The 16,753-nt window shown below is 63.7% G+C and carries 16 protein-coding genes; 5 read left to right on the forward strand and 11 right to left on the reverse strand.

The window, feature by feature from the left end; all coding sequences use genetic code 11:
• Positions 1–6 precede the first annotated feature (6 nt).
• The 3 genes from GEV02_RS04480 to lepB all read right to left on the reverse strand — a co-directional run bounded on the left by GEV02_RS04480 (position 7) and on the right by lepB (position 3,897).
• The gene (locus tag GEV02_RS04480; protein ID WP_152836777.1) at positions 7–2,409 is read right to left on the reverse strand and encodes a CPBP family intramembrane glutamic endopeptidase; all 2,403 of its coding nucleotides are present in this window, start codon (positions 2,407–2,409) and stop codon (positions 7–9) included.
• Positions 2,406–3,146 (reverse strand): ABC transporter ATP-binding protein, encoded by a 741-nt coding sequence (locus tag GEV02_RS04485; protein ID WP_152836778.1) that lies wholly within the window; start codon positions 3,144–3,146, stop codon positions 2,406–2,408. Before GEV02_RS04485 ends, GEV02_RS04480 begins: the two co-directional genes overlap by 4 nt.
• A gap of 67 nt (positions 3,147–3,213) precedes the next feature.
• Positions 3,214–3,897 carry a signal peptidase I gene (lepB, locus tag GEV02_RS04490; RefSeq protein WP_152836779.1) on the reverse strand — a complete coding sequence of 228 codons (684 nt, stop codon included), beginning with the start codon at positions 3,895–3,897 and terminating at the stop codon, positions 3,214–3,216.
• A 122-nt stretch (positions 3,898–4,019) separates the two neighbouring features.
• Between lepB and GEV02_RS04495 the strand changes: the two genes are divergently transcribed.
• Positions 4,020–5,153: a cytochrome P450 family protein gene (locus GEV02_RS04495; protein ID WP_152836780.1), complete on the forward strand. Its 1,134-nt coding sequence runs from the start codon at positions 4,020–4,022 to the stop codon at positions 5,151–5,153.
• Here GEV02_RS04495 and GEV02_RS04500 read toward each other — a convergent pair.
• Positions 5,150–6,526, reverse strand: a complete 1,377-nt coding sequence (locus tag GEV02_RS04500; RefSeq protein WP_328595752.1) for an aminotransferase-like domain-containing protein — start codon at positions 6,524–6,526, stop codon at positions 5,150–5,152. The two genes, GEV02_RS04495 and GEV02_RS04500, sit on opposite strands and share 4 nt — an antisense overlap.
• Positions 6,527–6,656: 130 nt before the next feature.
• On the opposite strand from GEV02_RS04500, the gene GEV02_RS04505 reads away from it, so the two are divergent.
• Entirely contained in the window at positions 6,657–6,890 is a 234-nt protein-coding gene (locus GEV02_RS04505) for a hypothetical protein (RefSeq protein WP_152805118.1), read from the forward strand.
• Between the two features lie 12 nt (positions 6,891–6,902).
• Here GEV02_RS04505 and ggt read toward each other — a convergent pair whose 3' ends face one another.
• Both ggt and GEV02_RS04515 read right to left on the reverse strand, forming a co-directional pair.
• Positions 6,903–8,663, reverse strand: coding sequence for a gamma-glutamyltransferase (ggt, locus tag GEV02_RS04510; RefSeq protein WP_152836782.1), 1,761 nt, complete (start codon positions 8,661–8,663; stop codon positions 6,903–6,905).
• A gap of 18 nt (positions 8,664–8,681) precedes the next feature.
• Positions 8,682–9,179, reverse strand: a complete 498-nt coding sequence (locus GEV02_RS04515) for a hypothetical protein (protein WP_152836783.1) — start codon at positions 9,177–9,179, stop codon at positions 8,682–8,684.
• Between the two features lie 143 nt (positions 9,180–9,322).
• On the opposite strand from GEV02_RS04515, the gene GEV02_RS04520 reads away from it, so the two are divergent.
• The gene (locus GEV02_RS04520; protein WP_008445387.1) at positions 9,323–9,586 is read left to right on the forward strand and encodes a hypothetical protein; all 264 of its coding nucleotides are present in this window, start codon (positions 9,323–9,325) and stop codon (positions 9,584–9,586) included.
• A gap of 78 nt (positions 9,587–9,664) precedes the next feature.
• On the opposite strand, the gene rpoH is transcribed toward GEV02_RS04520, so the two are convergent.
• The 5 genes from rpoH to GEV02_RS04545 form a co-directional block, all read right to left on the reverse strand.
• Positions 9,665–10,564, reverse strand: a complete 900-nt coding sequence (gene rpoH, locus GEV02_RS04525) for an RNA polymerase sigma factor RpoH (RefSeq protein WP_008445389.1) — start codon at positions 10,562–10,564, stop codon at positions 9,665–9,667.
• A 272-nt stretch (positions 10,565–10,836) separates the two neighbouring features.
• Positions 10,837–11,757, reverse strand: a complete 921-nt coding sequence (gene ftsX, locus GEV02_RS04530; RefSeq protein WP_152836784.1) for a permease-like cell division protein FtsX — start codon at positions 11,755–11,757, stop codon at positions 10,837–10,839.
• Positions 11,754–12,410, reverse strand: coding sequence for a cell division ATP-binding protein FtsE (locus GEV02_RS04535; RefSeq protein ID WP_152836785.1), 657 nt, complete (start codon positions 12,408–12,410; stop codon positions 11,754–11,756). The genes ftsX and GEV02_RS04535 overlap by 4 nt, the downstream gene beginning before the upstream one ends.
• Positions 12,411–12,419: 9 nt before the next feature.
• On the reverse strand, positions 12,420–13,463 hold the full coding sequence (ftsY, locus tag GEV02_RS04540) for a signal recognition particle-docking protein FtsY (RefSeq protein ID WP_152837507.1): 1,044 nt from the start codon (positions 13,461–13,463) through the stop codon (positions 12,420–12,422).
• Positions 13,464–13,581: 118 nt separating this feature from the next.
• A complete protein-coding gene (locus tag GEV02_RS04545; RefSeq protein WP_152836786.1) occupies positions 13,582–14,529 on the reverse strand; it encodes a MerR family transcriptional regulator in 948 nt (315 codons plus the stop codon).
• A 356-nt stretch (positions 14,530–14,885) separates the two neighbouring features.
• Between GEV02_RS04545 and GEV02_RS32770 the strand changes: the two genes are divergently transcribed.
• Together GEV02_RS32770 and GEV02_RS04550 are read left to right on the forward strand one after the other, a co-directional pair.
• Positions 14,886–15,047 (forward strand): hypothetical protein, encoded by a 162-nt coding sequence (locus tag GEV02_RS32770; protein ID WP_174998978.1) that lies wholly within the window; start codon positions 14,886–14,888, stop codon positions 15,045–15,047.
• A 609-nt stretch (positions 15,048–15,656) separates the two neighbouring features.
• Entirely contained in the window at positions 15,657–16,733 is a 1,077-nt protein-coding gene (locus tag GEV02_RS04550) for a porin (RefSeq protein ID WP_152836787.1), read from the forward strand.
• The last annotated feature ends 20 nt before the right edge of the window (positions 16,734–16,753 follow it).

Genomic DNA, 16,753 nt, shown 5'->3' on the forward strand with positions numbered 1-16,753 from the left:
TTTATCTCAGCGCCAGAACTGCCAGGACAGGATGACGGCGTTGTACACCGCGTGCACCAGCATCGGGCCGAGCAGGGTTTTGCTGCGCTCATAGGTCCAGGCGGTGCACAGGCCCAGCACGAAGACCGGCAGTATCGACAGCGGCGGGTGCACCACGGCGAAGATGGCGGCGCTCATCGCCATGGCCGGCAGCGCCGGCATGGAGCGGCGCAGGCCGCCGTAGATCAGGCCACGGAAGATGAACTCTTCGCACAGCGGCGCCGCCAGCACGGCCAGGGCCAGCAGCCAGCCGCGCGAGCCGGTCGATGCGGACATCTGCTTTGCGATCTCAGGCCAAACGGATGTGTGCTGCAGGCCGGCCATGTACGCCAGCCCAACGATGCAGGTGATGGCGGCGGCCACTGCGCCGTAGCGCAGCGTCGCCGCAAGATCGCCGCCGCGCAGCATGGCCGGCACGCCGCTGGTCTTGTTGCGCCAGTAGACGAAGCGTATCAGCACATACACCAGCAGGCCGGCGCCGGCGAAGGCCATGGTCGCGGCTTTGAGCGTCGGGGTGTTCGTTCCCTTCATGATGAGCAGGGCGATCAGGCCCTGCGTGATGAAGAACGCGGTGGCGGCGATCAGGCCGTCGGCGGTGGAGACGCGCGGCGGCGGTGCGGCGGCCGGGTCGAGCAGGTAGGGCAGGGCGTCGCGCGCCTTCTGCCACAGCGCCAGCGCCATCGATGCGACCAACACCATCACCACCAGTTTTTGCGACCACACGCTGCTGTAGATCGACCAGGTGTAGAAGCTGGCCAGCAGCATGTAGAGGTAGATGTAGGTTGGCCGCACGCGGGCGCGCGCTTCGACCGCTTGCGGGTCGCAGGCGAACACGCCGAGCGAGACGGCGATCACCGAGTAGATCGGGATGCCGGCGAAGACGATCAGCAGCAGCGCCAGCATGCGCCATTCAAAGTGTGTGGTGTACCAGGCGCTGATGCCGATGACGACCAGCGGATAGATCATCGTCAGCGCGCCCCACAGCTGGGCCTTTTCCTTCAACACGCTTTCGATCGAGCGCGGCACGGTGTACAGCAGCCAAAGGACCTGGCCTTCGTTGTTCAGCGTCTGGAAGGCCGACAGCATCAGCACGTAGACGCCCAGGCCGAAGGCGATGGCGGCGGCCGTGGTGTGGTTCTGGCCCAGCTCCGCGAAGCTGTTCAGCTTACCGTTGAAGATCATCTGGCTGACCACGATCACCACCGGCAGCAACAGCGTCTGCACGAGGAAGTTGCGGTCGCGGCTCAGCAGCCGCAGTTCGCGGCGCTTGATCGGCGACAGCGCGTTGGCCAGGCGGGCGCGCAGTCCGACGCTTGCGCTGGCATCGGCGGCGGTAGCGGAAGGCGCGGCGGCAGGCTGCTTGCGCCGCACGCTTTCGCGCGCGCCGGAGTTGACCACGCCGTGTCGCAGCTGGTAGCGCATCAGCGCCACGCCGGTCCACATCAGCACTGCGGTTTCCAGCAGCAGGATGGCGACCATGTACACGGCCGCACCCACGCCGGGCGCCTGCATCGCTTGCAGCACCATGCCGGGCGGCGTCCATACGGTCCACGCCGGGAAGGCGCGCGCCCAGTCCATCACGAATCCGCTGGCGCCGGGCATGCCGAGCGCCATGATGAAGTAGATCAGGGGCATGCTGAACAAGCCGGTGAGGGCTTGCAGGTTGCGCAGCTGGGATGCGGGGAGCCACATGCGCAATCCAGTGTCGGCCAGCGTGTGCAGCAGCGCGGCCAGCGGCAGCAGCAGGGCCATGGCCAGCAGTGCCGCCAGCGGCGCGTACCACCCCAGGCCCGAGTACCAGCCAATGACGGCGAGCGGCGGCAGCAGCGCGAACATGCCGCTGAAGTTGGCGGCGCTGCGTTCCAGCAGGCGGCCCCACAACAGCGTGGAGCGTTCGACCGGCATCGTCACCAGCCATTCCATATCCCAGTCGGGCTGCGCCAGTTCCTTGCTGCCCAGCGGGAGCAGGACGGCGATCCCGAACAGCAGCGTCACCACCATCGTCAGGCCGCGCGCCAGCTCGGGGCGGAAGGGCGCGGCGTGCAGTTCGGCGGCGGCCCGTTCAAGGTCGTCAAAGCGTTCGCCTTCCTTGCCGACCACGTGGCAGGCGCTTTGCGCGGACAGGCTGCAGTCCATATTGAGCACCACGTTGCGCGACACGTTGAAGAAGGTGAACAGCATGAACGCGACCATCACCAGGGTCAGCACCCACAGGCTGCTTTTCTTGCCGATGCCGTTGCGTCCCTGCTTCTTGCGGAACTTGCTGAACAGGTGGTTGGCGACCATGTTGCGCTGGCGGGTCAGGCGCATCTTCATCATCAGCCAGATGGCGCGCCCTTGCGTCAATGGCTGTATGGCTTGCTGCGTCATTCGGTGGGCTCCGCCGCAGCTTCGTCGGTGATCTTCAGGAACACGTCTTCCAGCGATCCGCTGGCCGAGGCCTCGGCGCGGATTTCATCCAGCGTGCCGGTGGCCACCAGCTGGCCGTGGTGGATGATGCCGACACGGTCGCACAGCTTTTCCGCCATGTCCAGCAGGTGGGTGGAGACGAAGATGGTGACGCCGCGCGCGGCCGCCGCCAGCAGGCGCTCCTGCACGTCGCGCGAGGCGCGCGGATCGAGGCCGTTGATCGGTTCATCAAGGATCAGCACCACCGGGTCGTGGATCAGCGCGCAGGCCAGGCCAAGGCGCTTCTTCATGCCCAGCGAGTAGTTGACGGCGTAGTCCTCGGCCGCTTCCTGCAAGCCGAATTCGGCCAGCAGGCGCGCGCCGCGTTCGGCCGCTTCGGTGCGCGAATAGCCGTGCATCTCGGCGACGAATTGCAGGATCTCGCGGCCGCGCAGGTAGTCGTAGAAGATGGGCGTGTCGGGCAGGTAGCCGACGCGGCGTTTGACTTCGGCCGGCTCGGTGTGGCAATCGAGGCCGTCGATGTGGACCTGGCCGGCGCTGGGCACCAGGATGCCCATCATCATGCGGATGGTGGTGGTCTTGCCGGCGCCATTGGGGCCGAGGAAGCCGAAGACTTCGCCGCGCTTGACGGTCAGGTTCAGGGGTTTGACGGCATCGAAGCCGCCGTAGACTTTGGACAGTCCCTGGAATTCAATCATGTTTTTCCCGACAATGTTATGAGAATCTATATTCATCATAGCATCGCCGGGATACGGCGGGGAGGGCTTACGGCGCGGTTTTGTAAAGGCTCATGCCGAAGCGTTCGGTGCGCGGATGCCAGTTGCCGGTGATGTCGGCCGAGGCCAGCACGCGCTCGGCGCGGCCGATCAGCAGCGCGCGCGGCACCAGTCCGATGTAGCGCGAATCTTCGCTGTTGTCGCGGTTATCGCCCAACATCATGTACTGGCCGGCCGGTACGGTGACGGGCGCGAAATCGCGGCGGGCCTGCACCTCCGGCATCAGCTGGATGCTGTGGGCGCGGGCGTCGGCGATGGTTTCGCCGATGTGCAGGGCGGCCAGGTCACCGAGGCCCTTGACGGTTTCGGTGCCGTGGCCGAGCGGCGCGTAGCTTGCCTGCTGGCCGTTGATGACCAGGCGTTCGTTGCGCATCTCGACGCGGTCGCCCGGCAACGCGATCACGCGCTTTATCAGGCGCGTGCCGTCCTTGGGCGAGGAGAATGTGACGATGTCGCCGCGCTGCGGTTCGCCGGTGGTGCCGATGACGACGTCCGTCAGCGGCACCTTGACGTTGTAGGCCAGGCGGTTGACGAACACCACGTCGCCTTCCAGCAGATTGGGGTGCATGGATGCGGATGGAATCGGATTCCAGTCGGCGATGGCGGTGCGGAAGATCCCGAACAGCATCAGGAAGAGTAAGAAGCCTTTGTTGGCGCGTGCCCAGTTTTTCATTGCGTTCCTCGCAGTGGTATCGATGATTCAGTTTGTTGTCTGATTCTTAAACATGGCTTAGCTACGGCCTTACTTCGGCGCAGGCCTAACTATTGCGCGGGATTTGGTGGCATTCTGGTCACATGACGACTTCCTATACTCCCCCAAAACACGCGTTGGATGCGGTCACGCATGCCAACCCTTATCCATATTACGACGGATTGCTGGCGCGGCAAGGACTGCATTTCGATGCAGGCCTCGGGCTGTGGATCGCCGCCGGCGCCGACGATGTGATGGCGGTGATGCGGCATCCTGAGTGTCGCGTGCGGCCGGTGGCCGAGCCGGTGCCGGCGGCGATTGCGGGCGGCGCGGCGGGGCAGGTGTTCGGCGCGCTGGTACGCATGAACGATGGCGAGCGTCATGCGCAACCCAAGCTGGCGTTGCAGCGGGCGCTGGCCGGCGTGAGCGCGCAGGCCGCGCAGCAGTGTGCGGCGCAGATCGGCCGGCGCTTGTGGCGCGACGATGGGCTGGCCGACTGGATGTTCGAGGCGCCGGTGTCGTCGATGGCGAGCCTGCTGGGTTTTGCGGACAGCCGCTTGCCGGCGGTGGCGGCGTGGATGGGTGAGTTCGTGGCCTGCCTGTCGCCGTACAGCGATGCGGCGCAGATCGAACGCGCGCATGCGGCGGCGCAGGCGCTGCTGGCCGGCTTCAAGGAGTTGATGCGCGAGGCGTCGGCGTCGGCCGCGCCGGGCAGTCTGCTGGCGCAGGTGGTCGCGGAGGCGGACGCGGTGGGCTGGAACGAGTCGCATGCTTTGCTGGCCAATCTGGTCGGCTTGCTGTCGCAGACTTACGAAGCCACGGCTGGCCTGATCGGCAACAGCGTGCTGGCGCTGGCGCGTCAGCCGGAGGAGCGCAGCGGCGAGGAGGACGTGGCCGCGCTGGTGCGGGCGGTCAGCCGCTTCGATCCGCCGATCCAGAACACGCGCCGCTTCGTGGCGAACGATTGCGAGATCGGCGGCGTGCCAGTGCTGGCGGGACAAACGATATTGCTGGTGCTGGCGGCGGCCAATCGCGATCCGCGAGGGCAGGGACGTGAATTCGGCTTTGGGCATGGCGTGCACGCGTGTCCGGGCCAGGCGCTGGCCTGCGCGTTTGCCGCCGGCGCGATGGCCGCGCTGATGGCCGAACCTGCGGGGCAATCCGAATCGGCTATGCTGCGGACATTGAGCTGGACGTATCGCCGTTCGCCCAACGCCCGCATACCGGTCTTCAGTTAAACAACGCTGAACGACTCGGGACGCCGTGCAAGCAGGTGAGACAGCCGTTGAAGCCCCGCCTGTAAGCGTCCACGGTCCTTGATGCTGCCCAGCGAGATCCGAATTGCGTTCGCGGCTCCGCTGCCGGTGGCGAATGCTTCTGCCGGCGTGACTGCGATGCCCTCGCTATCGGCTGCACGCGCAAGCTGCGAGGAGTTCCAATACGCCGGCAACTCAAGCCATATATGCAGGCCGTCTCCGGCGCCGCTGTACCGCCCCGCCAGAATGTCCCGCGCCATGCGGTGGCGCAGGCGCGCCTCGTTGCGTATGCCCTCCACCAATCCGTCAGCCGAACCGCCGAGTATCCACTGAGTGGCCAGTGCGGCCGTCAGAGGAGCGACCATCAGCGCGAATGATCTGAGCGCGGCCAGGAAACGTTCGCGTTCGTGCGGGTCGCGTATCAGCACGTAGGCGACACGCAAGCCGGGCGTCAGGCATTTCGACAGGGTGGCAATGTAGTACACCTGTTCCGGGGCAAACGTGGCAATTGGTGGTGGCGGGGCATCGGCCAGGAGCCAGTAGGGATCGTCCTCGATGATGCGCACCTTGCAGCGCTTGGCGATGCTGGCGAGTTCCTTGCGCCGGCGCGCCGGCATGGTGATGGCGGTCGGGTTCTGCAGTGTCGGATTGAGGTAGACCAGCCCGGGCTTGTGCTGGCGGCACGCTTGCTCAAGCATCTCTGGCTGCATCCCGTGCTTGTCCGCTGCCACCGCGATGATGTGCCGGCCGAACTGGGTCGCTGCGGCACGCAGGCCGGGATAACTCATGGGCTCTGCCAGGATCACATCGCCAGGCTCCGTCAGCGCAAGGATCAACGCGGCGATCGCCGCTTGCGCACCCGGACAGACAACAAGCTGCTGAGCATCCAGATGTCCGAACATCGGTTCGAGCCATTTGGCGCCAGCCTTGCGGTCGGAGTCGCTCCCTCCGGCCAAGTGGTAAGTCATCAGCAGTTCACTGTCTGCCCTCATCAGTACCTGAGACAGACCTTGTTTCAACATGTCGTCGAAGTCCACGCCTTCCGGTGGTGGTGGGGTATTCATGCTCAGGTCGAGGATGGAGGTCAACTCGACTTTCGGCGCGGCGACATACGTGCCTCGGGCGCCGCGGCCCTCCAGCAAGTTGCGGCGTCTGGCTTCGTCGTATGCGCGCGTGATCGTCGTCAGGTCGACGTCCAGTTGTGCTGCCAACTGGCGCTGTGTCGGTAGACGGTCGCCCGGTTTCAGCGATCCATTTGCCATTGCCGCCTGCAAGGCATCGGCAATCTGCAAGAAGCGTGGCCCGCCTTGCACGGCCAATCGCGGCAGCCAGCTTGGCAAGTTTTCGTCTTGTATGGTTTTCAAGTGGGACAATTTGTCTCGATGTATGGAAATTGCTTTTGCGTAGTATGCCTGCTGAAGCGGCGTTTTGAGGGAGTTTTCCTCACGACAGATAGTGTCAAGTAATAGCCTGGAAATACTCAAAATGATGGAATGGATCCCTGTAGTCTTTGTGACGTTCAAGTTTCTCGTGCTCGGCACGGGGATGTTCTTCGCTATCAAGTGGCATTACGATCAAGGGAGGAAGACGAAGGAGAAGCGCGCGGTGCTGCGCGCAGGCGGCCAGGTGGCCGCTGCCTTCGTGCTATCGCTGCTGGGCTTGGGCCTCGTCACCTTCGTCCTTATCAGGATGCTCGGGATGGACCTGACCTTCCCGTGATTTGACAATGCCCTAGTGCGCGGGCTTCTGCACCAGCGCGCTGCCGGCGCCATGGCGGTGGCCTTCGCTGACGGCGGTGACGGTGCCGTCCGGGTTGAACACCAGCGCGTTGGCGGCGCCGATTTCTTCGGGCTTGTTCCAGTGCTGGCCGGTCTTCTCCAGCGCCCTGGCCTGGCTGCTGCCGGCGAAGCCAGGCTCGACATCGGTGGCCATGCCGTTGCGTTCTGACAGGCGCGGCGCGTTGAGCGCGTCCGGCATGCTCATGCCCAGGTCGACGTAGTTGAAGATGGTCTGCAGCACGGTGGTGATGATGGTGCCGCCGCCGGGACTGCCGATCGAGAAGGCCGGTTTGCCGTTCTTGAAGGCCAGCGTCGGCGACATGCTGCTGCGTGGACGCTTGCCCGCTTCCGGCACGTTGGGCGCGGGGCCGGAGAAGTCGAAGTCGGTCATCTCGTTGTTCAGCAGGAAGCCGTAGCCGGGTACGACGATGCCGCTGCCGCCCCAGGCTTCGATGGTGTAGGTGTAGGCGACGATGTTGCCGTCCTTGTCCGACACGGTCAGGTGGGTAGTGTGCGCGCCTTCGGCCAGCAGCTTGTTGGCGTTGGGACGCAGCGGCACGCTGAGGTCGTTCTGGAATGGATACGGATCGCCGGCCGGCGCCTGCACGCTGGCCTGGTTGGGATTGATCAGCTCGCGGCGGCGGGCGGCGTAGTCCTTGTTCAGCAGGCCTGCCACCGGCGCTTCGACGAATTCGGGATCGGCCAGGTAGGCGTTGCGGTCGGCGAAGGCCAGGCGGCTCGCTTCCAGGTACAGGTGTTCGGCCTTCTCTTTCGGCATGGCCTTGAGGTCGTAGCCTTCGAGGATGTTCAGCGCTTCGGCGATGGCGATGCCGCCGCTGCTGGGCAGGGGCATGCCGTACAAATCGTAGCCGCGATAAGTGCTGTGCACCGGCTGGCGCAGGCGCGCTTCGTAGTTGGACAGGTCGGCCATGGTCATCTGGCCGGCGCGCACTTGCACGCCGGCTGCCACGTTTGGCCGGTTCACCGCGTCAACCACGGCGCGGCCTATCTTGCCTTCATAGAAAACCTTGACGCCGCCGGCCGCCAGTTCGCGGTAGGCCTTGGCCAGGCCGGGGTTGCGCAACATGGTGCCGGACGCGATGGCCTTGCCGTTTTTCAGGTACAGCGCGGCGGTGTCGGGGAACAGCTTGAACTTGTCGAGGTTGCCTTCGACCAGGTGCGAGAAATTGTCGTTGACGGTGAAACCATTAGCGGCCACGCGGATGGCCGGCGCCAGCACCTGCTTGAACGACATCGAGCCGTAGCGGTCCAGCGCTTCGTGCCAGCCGCGCACGGTGCCGGGCACGCCGACCGCCATGCCGCTGGCGAGCACGGTGTCGAAGTTCATTTCCTTGCCATCCTGCTGGAACACGGTGGGCGTGAAGTTGGCCGGCGCGGTTTCGCGGTGGTCGATGGTGATGACGCGCTTGTCCTTGGCCAGGTAGATGACCATGAAGCCGCCACCGCCGATGCCGCAGCTGAACGGATCGGTCACGCCCAAGGTAGCGGCCGCCGCGACGGCGGCATCAATCGCGTTGCCGCCCTGGTTGAGGATGGCCAGCGCCGCCTGCGACGCCGGTTCGCTGATGGTGGCGACGGCGCCGCCGCTGCCCGTGGCGACCGGGGTCTTGGCCCAGGCCGCCGATGGCAGCAGCAGCGTGACGATGATGGTGGAGACGAGGACGGTGCGGGCGGGGCGGCGGAGCTGGGTCATGTGGGCGCGGGTCTCGGGTTAGGATGAAGGTGCGTTGCTCACCCTCAAGCTTACCCGATAATCCGGCGCGGCTTCATTCTTGGCAGGGACCGCCTGCGGTTCGACCCCGGTCAGCGTGAACGTCAGGCCGTTTTGCGTGACGCTGGGACTGGCGTTGGGCATGCTGTCCGACAGCACGAAGTTGCTGGTGCTGCCGTCGGCGGCGGTCAGCGCGAAGCTGTAGCTGATGTAGCCGGCCCAGACGCAGACGGCGCCGGTGCGGCAGCGGCTGTCGTTGACGCGCTCCAGTTTGAGGCTGGGCGCGCTGGCGGTGGCGCCGCTGATGCCGGGCGTGGCGGCGGGCGCGATGGCGACGCTGGCGCCCTGGGTCAGCACGTAGTCCTGTGCGAAAGGCTGTTGCGCCGGCGCGGCGCCGGCGCGGCCGACGGCGGACGCGGAGCCGCAGGCGTGCAGCAGGGCCATCGCGGCGATGAGCAGCGGCAGGATAATCAACTGCCGCAGTAGTGTGGTTTTCATAATTACCTCTTCCTTCGAAGTAGACGGCAAGCTTAGCAAAAAGATCACTGTCGCGTCGCACGAAACGCGGATTTACCGCGCCACGTCAAACTTCCGGTTGCGTGCCGTAGAATGGGGGCCCTGAATCACATTGATCGAACAAAATGAAAAAGACCGGCATGGCGAAAAGCGACGCTAAAAAATTGATGGGCCAGATGTCCGCCCCTGGCGCCGCCAGCTTCGGCAAGGTGGCCGAAGTGGTCGACAAGCGTGAGCAGCGCAAGCGCGACCAGGCGCTGGGGCTGGTGCCGTTCGCGGTCAAGCTGAACGGCGATCTGGTGCAGCAGCTGCACGCCAAGGCCAAGGAACGCGAAATCGACCTGAACCAGCTGGTCGGCGAGTTGCTGGCGCAGAGCCTGGCGGCATAACAACGGGCAGCAAACAGCCCGCAAAAACAAAAAAGCCGCGCGGTGCAAACCGGGCGGCTTTTTTTAACGCGCGGTGGCTTATACGTAAGCGGCCAGAGCGCCCTTCATTTTCTTCAGCGCGGCGACTTCGATCTGGCGGATGCGCTCGGCGGAGACGCCGAATTCTTCCGCCAGCGTGTGCAGCGTGGCGCCGGAGCCGTCGTCATTGGCCAGCCAGCGGGCTTCGACGATGCGGCGCGAACGGGCGTCCAGCTTGCCCAGCGCTTCTTCCAGGCCTTCCGATTGCAGACGTGTCACTTGCTCGGCTTCCAGCACGCGGGTCGGCTCGCTGGCTTCGGACGACAGGTAGGCGATCGGTGCGAACTTGTCGTCTTCATCGTCGTTCGGCGATTCCAGCGCGATGTCGCGGCCGCTCAGGCGGGTTTCCATCTCGATCACTTCTTCGCGCTTGACGTCCAGCAGCTTGGCCAGGCTGTCAATTTGCGTAGGCGTCATCGCGTCCAGGCCGGTCTTGTGGCTGCGCAGGTTGAAGAACAGCTTGCGCTGGGCCTTGGTGGTGGCCACTTTGACCAGGCGCCAGTTCTTCAGGATGTACTCGTGCATCTCGGCTTTGATCCAGTGCATGGCGTACGACACCAGGCGCACGCCCTGGTCGGGGTCGAAGCGCTTGACGGCTTTCATCAGGCCGATATTGCCTTCCTGGATCAGGTCGGCGTGCGGCAGGCCGTAGCCCAGATAGCCGCGCGCGATCGATACCACCAGGCGCAGGTGCGACAGCACCAGCTCCTGGGCGGCGCCCAAGTCGTTCTTTTCCTGCAGGCGCTTGGCCAGCGAGACTTCATCGTCGTGCGTCAACATCGGCAGGCGGTTGACGGCCGAAATGTAGGCGTCCAGGTTGCCCAGGTTGCCAGTGAACCCGAGTCCCAGGGCGCTATTGGTGGCTGGTACCAATGCGGTCGGTGCGGACATCATAGTCATTTTCATTCCTTCGCTCGATGATATTGCTTAGTCTCAATGTTTCAAAATTGCTGTAGAGAACTGTTTTGCTCTTCAGTACACATATATTAGCACTCTCCTTCGATGAGTGCCAATCGCTGGATATTTATCGCAGCGATAGTAAAAATACTATGAGGTTTTTACGCATCATGGCTTCTGTTATATCAAGCATGCGCGCAGGAGCTTAGGGTTGACTTAATGATAGGCGGGCAGGAGGGGCGTTTCCGTACGGGAGCGCACGGAAACGCGGGGGATCAGTTCAGGCGGGACAGGTGGCGCTGCACGGACAGCAGGGCGCCGATGAGGCCGAGGCCGGCGGACAGGGCCAGCAGGCCGCCCATGGCCAGCGGCGGCAGCGGCGCCAGCTGGAATTCGGAGGCGTACAACCGGGCGAATTCGGCGATCGCCAGGTTGAGCGGTTGCAGCGCCAGCGACACGGCGCCCAGCGCCACGCCGCCCGCGCACAGGCCCAGCAGCGCGCCGGTGTAGTAGAAGGGGCGGTGGATGAAGCTGTCGGTGGCGCCGATCAGCTTGGACACCAGGATTTCCTCACGCTGGGTCATCACCTGCAGGCGGATGGTGTTGAAGATCACCGCCACCACCACCGTGCCCAGCGTGGCCGCCAGCAGCAGCAGGGCCAGGCGCAGCACGTTGAGCAGGGCCGCCAGGCGCTTGACCCAGGCCGAATCGACCTGCACCGTGTCGACGCCGGGCAGGGCGCGGATCTGTTCGGCCAGCTGGTCGACGTCGCCGCCGGCCTGGGCGTTGCGGAAGGCGTCGAGCTTGAGCACATAGCTGTCGGGCAGCGGGTTTTCGCCCAGCGTGGTCAGCACGTCGGCCAGGCCGCTCTTGTCCTTGAGCTGGTCGAGCGCCTTTTCACGCGGGGTGAAGACGATCTTGGCCTGTTTGTCGCGCACCGTCTGGCGCAGCGACACGGCCAGCGCCTCGGCCTGCTCGCGCGGGGTGTCCTGCTTGAGGAAGATGCTGATTTCGGGATCGACCGACAGCTGTTCGGACATGGGCCGCACATTGTCGAGCAGGGTCAGGCCGGCGAACGGCAGGGCCAGCGCGATCGCCACTACTAATATGTTGAACAAAAAACCGCCCGGCGAGCGGCGCAGGTGCACCAGGGCCGCGGCCAGCGCGTAACGGTGTTGGCGGAACCAGAGCGTCATGCCGCTACCTCCAGTTGACCTTGCTTGAGGTGGATCACGCGCGCGGCGGCGTCCAGCATCTGCTCGTCGTGGCTGGAAATCAGGCAGGTGACGCCGACCGAGTGGAAGGCCTTGAGCGCGTCGAGCACCTTGTCGGCGCTGGCGCGGTCGAGGTTGGCGGTGGGTTCGTCGGCCAGGATCACCTGCGGCCGGTTGACGATGGCGCGCGCGATCGATACCCGCTGCTGCTCGCCGCCGGACAGGGCCAGCGGCTGGGCGTCGGCGCGTTCGAGCAGGCCGACCTTGTCGAGCGCGGCGCGGGCGCGCTGCTCGGCCTGGGCGCGCGAGGCGCCCGTGACCAGCAGCGGCAGCATGACGTTGGCCAGGATGGAACGGTCGGTCAGCAGGCGCTGCTGCTGGAAGATCAGGCCGAGGTTGCGGCGCAGGAAGGGCACGGCGGCCGGCTTGATGCGGGCGATGTCCTGGCCGTTGACGATGACCTGGCCGGCGCTGGGGCGCTCCATGGCGGCGATCATTTTCAGCAGCGTGGACTTGCCGGCGCCCGAGGGGCCGGCCAGGAACACCAGCTCGCCCTTGGCCACGGTCAGCGAAATATCGCGCAGCGCCGTGGTGTCGGCGGCATAGTGTTTCGAGACGTTACGGAATTCGATCATGGAGTGGGCTTATCCCAGCAAGGCGTCGACGAACTCGGCGGCGACGAAGGGTTGCAAGTCTTCGATCTTCTCGCCGATGCCGATAAAGTAAACCGGCACCGGACGCACGCGGGCGATGGCGGCCAGCACGCCACCCTTGGCGGTGCCGTCCAGCTTGGTAATCACCAGGCCGGTCAGCTGCAGGGCGTCGTCGAAGGCCTTGACCTGGGCCAGCGCATTCTGGCCGGTGTTGCCGTCGATGACCAGCAGCGTTTCGTGCGGCGCGCCATCGAGGCCCTTGCCGATCACGCGCTTGATCTTTTTCAGCTCTTCCATCAGGTGCAACTGGGTCGGCAGGCGGCCGGCGGTGTCGATCATCACCACGTCCAGGCCCTTGGCTTTGCCGGACTGGACGGCGTCGAACGAGACCGCGGCCGGGTCGCCGGATGCTTGCGAGATGACGGTGATGTTGTTGCGCTGGCCCCAGACCATCAGCTGCTCGCGGGCGGCGGCGCGGAAGGTGTCGCCGGCGGCCAGCAGCACCGACTGGCCGTGCGACTGCATGTGCTTGGCCAGCTTGCCGATGGTGGTGGTCTTGCCGGCGCCGTTGACGCCGGCGATCATCATCACGGTCGGCTGGTGGCGGCCCAGCTCGAACGGGCGTTGCAGCGGCGTCAGCAGGTCGATCATCAGCAGCTTGAGCGCGGCCTTGACGGCGGCGGCGTCGAGCAGCTTGTCGTCCTTGACCTTTTGTTTCAGCGCTTCCAGCAGATATTCGGTGGCGTCGATGCCGGCGTCGGACATCAGCAGCGCCGCTTCCAGCTCCTCGTACAGGGCATCGTCGATCTTGGCGCCGACGAACAGGATGGACAGGTTGCTGGAAGTCTTGGACAGGCCGGCCTTCAGGCGCGACATCCACGACAGCTTGGGCGCGGGCTCCTCGATGGGCAACAGATCAGGCAAGTCGGGCAGGTCGGACGTTACGGCTGCTGGGGACGGGACTGGCGCCGCGGCTGGCGCGGGCGCCACTGGCACTTCGGGGGCGACGGGTTTTTTCTTGAAGAAACTAAACATGGACATGTGGTTGGGGGCGCTTCAAGCTGATGTCCGGCAGCGCCGGACACGGGGAAATGCGGGTATTTTACCAGAGCGCGGCGCGGCGGCCTCTTTATGCTACCGGAATGACAAGATTTCAGCCGGCGACGGCGGCGGCGTGGCGCAAGCGCCATTCGGCAATGGCGCCGCTGATGTCGGACAGCGCATACACCCGCACATGGGGCGGACGACGGCGGCGCAGCGCGGCGTTGCCGCCGCCGGCCCACAATTCGACGCCGCCGCCGAGGCGGGTGTGCAGCTCGGTCAGGCCGTCGAGCGCCTGGCGGGCGTTCATCGCCACCGAGAAGGACAGGGCGATGATGTCCACCCGCTGCACGCGCGCCGCTTCGACGATGTCGAGCAGCGGCGTCTGCACGCCCAGCGAGATGCAGTGCGCGCCTTCGGCCACGCACATCGCCTCGGCCATCAGCAGGCCCAGGCCGTGACGTTCCTGCGGCAGCGTGGTCAGCATGATGCGCGGCGCGCCCAGGTTGCTGGCGTTGGCCTGCGGCATGGCGAAGATGGCGCTGCGCATGACCACCGTCAACGACTCTGTATATAAGTGTTCTTCGAAAGTGGCGAGGGAGCCGCCGGCCCAGGCTTCGCCGATCAGGGTGGTCAGCGGCGCCACCAGCTCGATCACGAAGCTCTTCAGGCCCATCATCAGCAGCGCCTGCGACAGCTTGCGGCGCAGCGCTTCCATCTGGTGGCTCTTGCACAGATCCAGATAGCTTTGCAGTTCCGGCGGCGGCACCGTGGCGCCGTGCATGCTGACGGCGGCCTGGCCGGTCAGGGCCCGCAGCTCGTCGGTGCTGTACTGGATGACCTTGCCGGGGCGGTAGCCCAGGTCGATCAGCCGTTTGACCAGGCGCAGCTTGTGCACCTGCTCGATCGGATAGACGCGTTCACCGTTGGGGTCGCGCAGCGGCTGGGGGAAATCGTAACGCCGTTCCCACACGCGCAGGGTTTCCTTGGCGACGCCGGTGTCGCGCTCAACGTCGCTGATCGTGCTCGGAACTGGTTGTGAGGAAACTTTAGTAGTCATCAGGCATACGCGGCCGCCATTTTTTTGACAGTCGCAAGGGTTGGCACAGGGTCCGGGTGCACAGTGCGCTGGCGGCCGGGCCGTGACAACGCGACCTGCATTTTACATTCGATTCGCGCCCGAAAGTATCGCGCCGCCGTCGTGTTTTGCTTCGCGCAAGCCACAGAAAAGAGCTTGTCCACGACACACAGTTGACATCAAGAACTAATGAACTGAATATCGGTTTTGCCCCATCGATGTCCTGGACAAAATAATTTGTCGGGATGAAAAAAATATTGGCTGGCTGTTGTAGGCAGTCCAATTTCCACGGTGGCGGCGGCGTTGGATTGCGCTGGATCAAGTAGGGAGGGGCATGCATGGAATTCATGCAGGGAATGAATGTTTCTCACCGCATTCGCCGTGAATTTGCAAGGGGTGATGGTGGTTTTGTCTCCAATATGCAACAGGTAGCAATTTCTTACAAATTGCTGATGCACTGCAACAGCTTGCGCGCGCGACAGAATTTCCTACACAAATAAAGCGCTAACACTATGAGCAAAGTTGGCTTCCGGGCTATTTTGCCGCTTTAAACTGCCAAACAATGTCCTGAGTTGTAAGCTTATTACCATTGAGTCGAGGCGAACATCGGGGCGCTTCAGTATAAAATGGCGTCAGAAATAGCAAAGTGGCTATTTTAACTTGGTCCGACAACGATGTAGTAACGCATGCATAGATCTTGCATTTGTCACTCGGGCAGCCCGTACCACGGGGTGCTGCAATGGATGCATCGGGCGGAAATACCGGGCTAGTTGGCTAACTCGGCAGGAAATATTGCGATGCGGTAAAATGCGGGTGTTTTGAATTTCTGGCAAGAGTGACTGGGGTCAACATGAACGCTTTTACACTTGGCAGACCAGCAAAGCATCAGTATAGTGCCGCCTCCGACGCAATTTGCGTCGCGATAAAGCCGGCGTCGATTTAATCGGCCGCAATTTAAGTGAACGCGTCCCGCAGCTGGGACCGCATCGTGGCAGCTGGGGAGTTTGCCCTCACGCACAGACGGCGCTGCAGATGGCGCCGATAAGCACCGAACACGCCGCAATACTAGCTTTACCTTTTTACAGCAACACAACTGAAGGAAACACGTAATGAAAAAATCCCTTATCGCCATGGCCGTCCTGGGCGCAATGAGCTCCGCAGCGTTCGCTCAATCGAACGTCACGATCTACGGTATCGTTGATGCCGGTATCGTTAGCGAGCGCGGCGGCGTTGCCAACACCACCAAAGTAACCAGCGGCGTAGGCTCGGCCTCCCGTCTGGGTTTCAAAGGTACGGAAGATCTGGGCGGTGGTCTGAGCGCTGTCTTCGTGCTGGAATCGGGCGTTAAAGTTGACACCGGTGAGTCCGATGTTGCTGGTTCGATCGCTAACCGTCAGTCGTACGTTGGTCTGAAATCGACCACCGCTGGTCAACTGACCCTGGGTCGTCAGTACACCCCTTACTACGAAACCCTGCGCGACGTGGCTGACCCGTTCGCTCTGGGCTACGCTGGTACCGCTAAAAACCTGTTCGGCGTGGCTGGCAACAACACCCGCAACAGCAACGCCATCGTTTACCAGTCGCCATCGGTTGCTGGTTTCCAAGGCGAGATCTCCTACTCGGTAGGCGAGCAAGCTGGCGACGCTTCGGCACAACGTCAAATCGGCGGCTGGGCTGGCTACTCGAACGGTCCTCTGAACGTTCGCGTTGCTTACAACGCACGTAACAACGACACCGTTGCTCCTAAACTGAGCACCGACGTTGGCCACAACACCCTGATCGCTGCTAACTACGACTTCGTCGTTGTTAAAGCTTACGCTGCGTTCAGCAAAGACAAGGGTACCAACAGCTCGGCTCTGGCTAACACCAACAACCCATTCGGCTACGCTGTTACCCCTGCTGCTTCGAAAGACAGCAACGTTGCTCTGATCGGCGCTACCGCTCCTATCGGCGCGAACGGCACCCTGATGGCGTCGTACACCCGTAAGAACGACAAAGAAATCGCTAACCACGATGCAGACCAGTGGGCAGTTGGCTACTCGTACGCTCTGTCGAAGCGCACCAGCACCTATGTTGCTTACGCTAAGATCAAAAACAAAAACGGCGCTAGCTACACCGTTGGTAACAACACCGAAGCTGGTTCGGGCGACAAGGCTTTCAATCTGGGCCTGCGTCACTCCTTCTAATCTGATCTGATCAGTTAGAA

It is taken from the genome of Rugamonas aquatica (genome assembly GCF_009380215.1).
Taxonomy (GTDB): domain Bacteria; phylum Pseudomonadota; class Gammaproteobacteria; order Burkholderiales; family Burkholderiaceae_D; genus Rugamonas; species Rugamonas aquatica_B.